A 7,327-nucleotide genomic window follows, 5' to 3' on the forward strand; every position below is an offset into this window, starting at 1 on the left:
CACGACTGCGAAGCAGTCGCCCTGCAATGACTTGCAGTACCCAAGCAGCGGGGAGCGCCTCGCACTGGTGCGCCAGCCCGGTCCAGCGGGAGCAAGCTCCCTCGCCACAGGGGTTGCGTCGCCACAGGTGAAGGCTTTAGCGCTTGGCGACGAGCTCCTTCGGCAACTTGAACGTCCAGAGCATCCCGCCCTGGTTGAAGTCCTTCACGCGCTTGGCGACTTCACCGCCCCACAGCGGCACCGCGCCGCCCCAGCCGGAGACCACGGAGACGTACTGCTCGCCGTCCATCTCCCAAGTGATGGGCGAGCCGAGTACGCCGGAGCCGGTCTGGAATTCCCAGACCTTCTCCCCAGTCTTGGCGTTGAAGGCCTGCAGGAAGCCTTCAGGCGTGCCGGTGAACACCAGGTTGCCCTTGGTGGTCAGCACCCCGCCCCACAGCGGCGCGAAATTCTTGTGGCGCCAGACTTCCTTGCCGGTCTTCGGATCGATGGCCCGCAGTACGCCGATGTAATCCTCGTTGAGCGGCTTGATGGTGAACCCCGCGCCGAGGAACGCCGCGCCTTTCTTGTAGGCGATACCTTCGTTCCAGATGTCCATGCCCCACTCGTTGGATGGCACGTAGAACAACCCGGTGTCCTGGTTATAGGCCATCGGCATCCAGTTCTTCGCACCGAGGAACGCCGGTGCGACAAACACCGAGCTGCCCTTCGCCTCGCTGCCCGGCGCGCCCGGACGGCTGGCCTCGTTGTAGATCGGCCGCCCGTCCTTATCCAGGCCCGTGGCCCAGGTGATCTTGTCGACAAACGGGAAGCCACGGATGAACTTGCCGTTGGTGCGGTCGAGCACGTAGAAGAAGCCGTTGCGATCAGCAGTGGCCGCCGCCTTGATCTCCTTGCCGCCGTCCTTGTAGTTGAACGAGATCAGCTCGTTGACGCCGTCATAGTCCCAGCCATCGTGGGGCGTGCTCTGGAAGTGCCATTTGATGCTGCCGTCGTCCGGATTCAGGGCCAGGCGCGACGAAGAATAGAGGTTGTCGCCAGGGCGCAGGTGGGAGTTCCACGGGGCCGGGTTACCGGTGCCGAACAGCAACAGGTTGGTTTCCGGGTCGTAGTAGCCGCCCAGCCAGGGCGCGGCACCGCCGGTTTTCCAGAGATCACCGGGCCAGGTCTTGCCGGCCTCGCCGCCGGAAATACCGTTCTCGATGGCCTTGCCGTCCTTGTAGACGTAGCCCATGTGCCCTTCGACGGTCGGGCGGGTCCAGAGCAGTTCGCCGTTCTTCGGATCATAGGCACTGATCTGTCCGACCACGCCGAACTCGCCACCGGCCACGCCGGTAATCAGCTTGCCGTTGACGATCAGCGGCGCGGCGCTGATGGAATAGCCTTCCTTGTGGTCGGCGACCTTCTTGCTCCACACCACCTTGCCGGTGTCCTTGTTCAGGGCCACCAGCTTGGCGTCGAGGGTGCCGAAGAACACCAGGTCGCCATACAGCGCCACGCCACGGTTGATCACGTCGCAGCAGGGGCGGATGTCATCGGGCAGGCGCGCATCGTACTGCCAGAGTTTCTTGCCGGTGCGCGCATCCACGGCAAACACCCGTGAGTAGGAACCGGTGAGGTACATCACTCCGTCCTTGATCATCGGCTGGGCTTGCTGGCCGCGCTGCTTCTCGCCACCGAAGGAAAACGCCCAGACCGGGCGCAGCTCCTTGACGTTATCGACGTTGAGCGCGTCGAGCGGGCTGTAGCGCTGGCCCTGCACGCCGAGGCCGTTGGTCACGACCTGTTGCGGGTTCTTGGGATCCTGGAGAATTTCCTGATCGGTCACGGCGGCCAGGGCCGAACCGGACAGCAGCATGGCACTGAGCAGCAGGCTCACGGCGAAGGGCTGGCGACGTGCGGGATGAGTCATGACGGCTACCTCTGCGGTTATTGTTATACCCGGGAAATTTTCCCGGTCTGGCGCAGATTCTTGGCCTCGGGGCCATCATCAACAATTGCCCGCTGTGTTGAGTTTTCTAGTTCCTTGGTACATATGAAGATCGCCACAGGGTGATCTGTCGGGGCTATCTGTTGATATTCACCCGCTTCATTTGTATCCGCTCATAGCGCGGATACAAATGGCTGACACTGCGAATCAACTCATAACGGCTCAGGCTGATCCCGGCAAAGCGCTCGGGGATGGGACGGCGGATCATTTCGGCCATGTCGTCGCCCCGGGCGGCGCCGTCGCGCATCAACTGGTCGAGCCAGCCCAGGTAGTCGCGCATCTGCACGAAGGGCCGGCTTTCGCTCGCCACTGGGCCGTGGCCGGGCACGATCAGCTTCCAGGGCAAGGCCTGCAAGGTGTCCAGGTCTTTGAGCCAGACCTCCAGCCCCGGGCTATTGGGGGTGGTCAGGGCGCGCTCGTAGAACACCAGGTCGCCGGCGAACAGCACGCCGGTGGTTTCGTCGAAAATCGCCAGGTCAGATCCGGTGTGCCCGGCCAGTTGCAGCAGGCGCAAGGCGTGATTGCCGACCTTGAGCAAGCCAGGCTCAAGGACCTGGGTCGGCAGCACCACCTCAGTGCCGCGCATCCAGTCGCCTACCAGCCGGTACATGTTCTCCGCCATGACGTCGCCCTGTTGCCGCAACAGATTCGTGGTGCCGGCAAGCGCGCCAATCGGCACGTCATTGAAGGCTTGATTGCCTAACACGTGATCAGGATGGTGATGGGTCAACAGCACCTGGATCACCGGCTTATCGGTAGACGCGGCGATGGCCTGGCGCATGGCCTCGCCGTAGCGTTTCGACGGCCCGGTATCGATCACTATCACGCCGGCATCGGTGACAATGAAACCGGTATTGACGATATTGCCGCCATTGGCCTTGGCGAAATTCTCGGTGCTGCCTTCCAGCAGCCAGGTCCCATCGGCGATCTGCCGGGGCTTGAGCGAATAGTCTGTGCCCGCCCATGCCGGCAGGCACAGGCAAACAAAGATCAGCAACAACCCACGCATGGCGCGCTCCTTTTGTTCAGGGGATCGCCGCCTCGAAGGCGTTGCCGCTGTTGTCGCGCAGCAACAGGCGGACCGGCCCGGGGCCTCGGATGTCGAAGCCAAGGTTGGGGTTCTCACTGACCGCCGGAAACAGCTCCAGACGCGCCAGCACGTGATCATCAGCGCCCAGCAGTTGGGCCTGATTGATGAAGAATTCAGGGATACCGCTGACCAGACCGTTATCCATCGGATGCGCCACTTGCAAGCGCAGCCGGCTGGTTTCGCCTCGGGGGTAGCGGCCGCCAAGCACCTCGCCCAAATGCTCTTCCCAGCCCGGTTGGGTGCGCACCACACTGGGCGCCGTGCAGCCGCCGCCGGCCGCGTCGATCAACGCCGAGCCAACGTGCCACAGCCCATCGCGGGTCTGCACGGCGGCACGCAGCGGCGTAGCTTGTTCGATACGGATACGAATCGACAGCCAGGGCTGTACGCGCTCGGTCGGCTGGAAGTCGACGATTTTCGGCAACGGATTGAGTTCGGCCCAGGCCAGCACCCGCACCACATCGGCGCCGAAGGCCCGGGCATCGATCTCCAGCGGCACCTGGCGCGCGTCTTCGGCAAAGGGTGGCGCCAGGACCCGCACCCGCTCGTCAAACACGAACGCCGCCTCCCCCAGCAATTGCTTGTGGTAGAAAGCCCACATTACCGAAGGCACCGGATCCTGCCCCGGCTCCACGGCTGCCGCCGCCATCGTCGACAAGCTGCACGCCAGCAGCCAACACGCGAGCCGTTTCATCCCTGCGCTCCTATTGGTACATCTCGGGCACGTCATAGCGCAGGCCGTAACGGGCATAGACCGCCTTGAGACTGCCGTCGCGGATCAAGCCTTCCAGCGCTTCCTCCACCGCATAGGCCAATTGCCGGTTGCTTTCATGCACCGCCATGCCGATCTCCCAGCGCTGCTTGCCCATGTTCGGGTAGGCATTCTGCGCCAACGCCAACTGCGGATCGGCCGCCACATGCAGCTGCCAGTCGATCTCCCCGCGCATCGCCATGACCGCGTCGATTTCACCGGCCTGCATGGCCTTGAACGCCTGGCTGACACCGGGGAAATGGTGGGTCTTGGCGCCAAGCATGCCGTTGAACACCGAGGTCAGGTAGAACGACGGCACGCTGTCGACTTCGACGCCGATGGGGTGCTGCTCGAACACCGCGACACTGCCCACCGACTCCAGGCGCCGACGGTCATACGCCACTTGCCAGCTCTCCTGCTGGTACGGCCCGAACATCACCACCTGGGCGTTTTCCAGCTCACCGACGTCGTTGCGCTTTTGCACGTAGTCGTGATCGTACGGAACCCGCATCATCAGGTCTGCCAACTGCCGGTCATGCAAGGGGCTGCTACGCCAGATGTAGTCCCGCAGGTCGTCATCGAGCTTCTCGCCCGGCGGTGCCCAGATCAGTTTCAGGCGCACGCCGAGGGCCTTTGCCAACGCCTGGGCCAGCTCTACGTCCACGCCCCTGGGCTGACCGTGGTCTTCGAAGCTGTAAGGGGCGAAATCCTTGTAGACCGCCACCTTCAACTCACCGGCAGCAATCATCTGGTCATAGCTGCGCACCTGCGCCTGCACCGCCTGGCTACACAGCAGCACGCCGCACATCACCCACGCGAACAGGCGCATGGCCCTCACTCCTCGACGTGCACGCTGTCAAGATAAGTGCGCACCGCCCACAAGGCTTCCTGGCTCAGGTAGTCGGCCATCTTCGGCATGTAGACCCGGCCGTCGCGCACCGCGCCGTGACGCACGCGCTCGACGAACCATTCGTCCCCGGCTTCGGCGGCGTCCAGCATGCGCAGGTCCGGGGCGATCCCGCCGGACTTGGCTTCCAGGCCATGGCACGCGGCACAGTTCTGGTTATAGGCCGAGGCGCCGATTTCCACGGCCTTGTCGCGTTCGGGGGAATTGCGATACGGGTTCTGCGAAGCCCAGCCATCGCCGTCCAATGGCAGGTTGGTGTCCTTGACCGGGGTCAGGCCCTTGGTTTCCACTGCCTGGGGCACTACGTTGCCGTGGGCCCACGCGGAGCCTGCGCCGATCAGCCCCGCCAGCAGTGCGGTTGCGATGATGGCGTTACGTTTTGTTGTCATTGTTATGCCCTCTCAGATTGCACGCAGACCTCTGTCCAGAGGCCGTGCCGTCATCTTAGAAAGCGCCTTTGCCCCGCCGTATCCTGCTTTGGTGGCCGGGGTCTAGTTCCTTGGTAGCAGGCCATCCGACGCAGGTCGCAAAGACAGGCGGTTCGGGAAGTCTTCCCGGCAAGGGCGGGACTTTTTCCGTATCCGCCGGCCTGCGGCACGACCCACCCTAGTCAGGCCAAAACCTCACTGGGAATGCCCACCATGACAATAAAAAACCCATCCGCCCTCTGCGCCCTGAGCGCCGCCTTGCTGCTGGCCGGCAGCCTGTCGTTCAGCCCCATGGGTAGCGCCGCGGTCACCTGGGATGACATCGCCAACGACCACCTGACCACCCGGGACGTGTTGCAATACGGCATGGGCACCAACGCCCAGCGCTGGAGCCCGCTGGCCCAGGTCAACGACAAGAACGTGTTCAAGCTCACCCCCGCCTGGTCCTACTCGTTCGGCGACGAAAAGCAGCGCGGCCAGGAATCCCAGGCCATCGTCAGCGAGGGCGTCGTGTATGTCACCGGCTCGTATTCGCGGGTGTTCGCCCTGGATGCCAAGACCGGCAAACGCCTGTGGACCTATAACCACCGTCTGCCGGACAACATTCGTCCGTGCTGCGACGTGGTCAACCGGGGTGCGGCCATCTACGGCGACAAGATCTACTTCGGCACGCTGGATGCGCGAGTGGTCGCCCTGGACAAGAACACCGGCAAAGTGCTGTGGAACAAGAAGTTCGGCGACCATGCCGGCGGCTACACCATGACCGGCGCCCCGGTGCTGATCAAGGACAAGACCAGCGGCAAGGTGCTGTTGATACATGGCAGTTCCGGTGATGAGTTCGGCGTGGTCGGGCAGTTGTTCGCCAGGGATCCAGACACCGGCGAAGAAGTCTGGATGCGCCCGTTCGTCGAAGGCCACATGGGCCGTCTCAACGGCAAGGACAGCACGCCGACCGGCGACGTCAAGGCGCCCTCCTGGCCCGACGACAAGACCACCGAGACCGGCAAGGTCGAAGCCTGGAGCCATGGCGGCGGCGCGCCTTGGCAGAGCGCCAGTTTCGATCCCGAGACCAACACCATCATTGTCGGCGCGGGCAACCCCGGCCCATGGAACACCTGGGCGCGTACCGCCAAGGACGGCAATCCCCACGACTACGACAGCCTCTACACCTCCGGCCAGGTGGGCGTTGACCCAAGCACCGGCAAGGTGAAGTGGTTCTACCAGCACACGCCTAACGACGCCTGGGACTTTTCCGGCAATAACGAACTGGTGCTGTTCGACTACAAGGGCCAGGACGGCAAAGTGGTCAAGGCCACCGCCCATGCCGACCGCAACGGTTTCTTCTACGTGGTAGATCGCAACAACGGCAAGTTGCAGAACGCTTTCCCCTTCGTCGACAACATCACCTGGGCCAGCCACATCGACCTCAAGACCGGCCGTCCGGTGGAAAACCCCGGGCAACGCCCGGCCAAGCCGCTGCCCGGTGAAACCAAAGGCAAGCCGGTGGAAGTCTCGCCGCCGTTCCTCGGCGGCAAGAACTGGAACCCCATGGCCTACAGCCAGGACACCGGGCTGTTCTACGTGCCCGGCAACCAATGGAAAGAGGAATACTGGACCGAGGAGGTCAACTATAAGAAAGGCTCGGCCTACCTGGGCATGGGCTTTCGCATCAAGCGCATGTATGACGATCACGTGGGCAGCCTGCGAGCGATGAACCCCACCACCGGCAAGGTGGTCTGGGAGCACAAGGAACCGCTGCCGTTGTGGGCCGGCGTACTCGCGACCAAGGGCAACCTGGTGTTCACCGGCACTGGCGATGGTTTCTTCAAGGCCTTCGACGCCAGGACCGGCCAGGAGCTGTGGAAATTCCAGACCGGCAGCGGCATCGTCTCCCCGCCCATCACCTGGGAGCAGGACGGCGAACAGTACATCGGCGTGACCGTCGGCTACGGCGGCGCCGTGCCGCTGTGGGGCGGCGACATGGCCGAACTGACCAAGCCCGTGGCCCAGGGTGGATCGTTCTGGGTGTTCAAGATCCCGAGTTGGGACAAGGCAACTGCGCAGAAATAACCCTGACCTGTACCCCATCCTTGTGGGAGCGGGCTTGCTCGCGAAAGCGGTGGTTCGGTTGATATGGATTTTGACTGTGCTGACGTCTTCG

The 7,327-nt window shown here is 63.4% G+C and carries 6 protein-coding genes; 1 reads left to right on the forward strand and 5 read right to left on the reverse strand.

Annotated elements, in window-relative coordinates; genetic code table 11:
* Window positions 1–136: 136 nt before the first annotated feature.
* From pedH to pedF, 5 genes are all read right to left on the reverse strand, one after another.
* The gene (gene pedH / locus RGM2987_RS00975; RefSeq protein ID WP_245138248.1) at window positions 137–1,912 is read right to left on the reverse strand and encodes a PQQ-dependent alcohol dehydrogenase PedH; all 1,776 of its coding nucleotides are present in this window, start codon (window positions 1,910–1,912) and stop codon (window positions 137–139) included.
* Window positions 1,913–2,066: 154 nt separating this feature from the next.
* Window positions 2,067–2,999: a quinoprotein relay system zinc metallohydrolase 1 gene (locus RGM2987_RS00980; protein ID WP_245138249.1), complete on the reverse strand. Its 933-nt coding sequence runs from the start codon at window positions 2,997–2,999 to the stop codon at window positions 2,067–2,069.
* A gap of 16 nt (window positions 3,000–3,015) precedes the next feature.
* Complete coding sequence (locus RGM2987_RS00985; RefSeq protein ID WP_245138250.1) at window positions 3,016–3,774, reverse strand: quinoprotein dehydrogenase-associated SoxYZ-like carrier; 759 nt, start codon at window positions 3,772–3,774, stop codon at window positions 3,016–3,018.
* A 10-nt stretch (window positions 3,775–3,784) separates the two neighbouring features.
* Window positions 3,785–4,660, reverse strand: coding sequence for a transporter substrate-binding domain-containing protein (locus tag RGM2987_RS00990; protein ID WP_245138251.1), 876 nt, complete (start codon window positions 4,658–4,660; stop codon window positions 3,785–3,787).
* 5 nt (window positions 4,661–4,665) lie between these two features.
* Window positions 4,666–5,127, reverse strand: a complete 462-nt coding sequence (gene pedF / locus RGM2987_RS00995; protein ID WP_245138252.1) for a cytochrome c-550 PedF — start codon at window positions 5,125–5,127, stop codon at window positions 4,666–4,668.
* A gap of 330 nt (window positions 5,128–5,457) precedes the next feature.
* Here pedF and exaA point away from each other — a divergent pair, with 330 nt between their 5' ends.
* Window positions 5,458–7,236, forward strand: a complete 1,779-nt coding sequence (gene exaA, locus RGM2987_RS01000; RefSeq protein ID WP_245138253.1) for a quinoprotein ethanol dehydrogenase — start codon at window positions 5,458–5,460, stop codon at window positions 7,234–7,236.
* Window positions 7,237–7,327: the final 91 nt, after the last annotated feature.

It is taken from the genome of Pseudomonas sp. RGM2987, assembly GCF_022952855.1.
Lineage (GTDB): Bacteria > Pseudomonadota > Gammaproteobacteria > Pseudomonadales > Pseudomonadaceae > Aquipseudomonas.

Coding starts and splice junctions, on each gene's coding strand:
- pedH (WP_245138248.1), bottom strand. CDS start 1,912: ATGACTCATCCCGCACGTCGCCAGCCCTTCGCCGTGAGCCTGCTGCTC.
- RGM2987_RS00980 (WP_245138249.1), bottom strand. CDS start 2,999: ATGCGTGGGTTGTTGCTGATCTTTGTTTGCCTGTGCCTGCCGGCATGG.
- RGM2987_RS00985 (WP_245138250.1), bottom strand. CDS start 3,774: ATGAAACGGCTCGCGTGTTGGCTGCTGGCGTGCAGCTTGTCGACGATG.
- RGM2987_RS00990 (WP_245138251.1), bottom strand. CDS start 4,660: ATGCGCCTGTTCGCGTGGGTGATGTGCGGCGTGCTGCTGTGTAGCCAG.
- pedF (WP_245138252.1), bottom strand. CDS start 5,127: ATGACAACAAAACGTAACGCCATCATCGCAACCGCACTGCTGGCGGGG.
- exaA (WP_245138253.1), top strand. CDS start 5,458: ATGGGTAGCGCCGCGGTCACCTGGGATGACATCGCCAACGACCACCTG.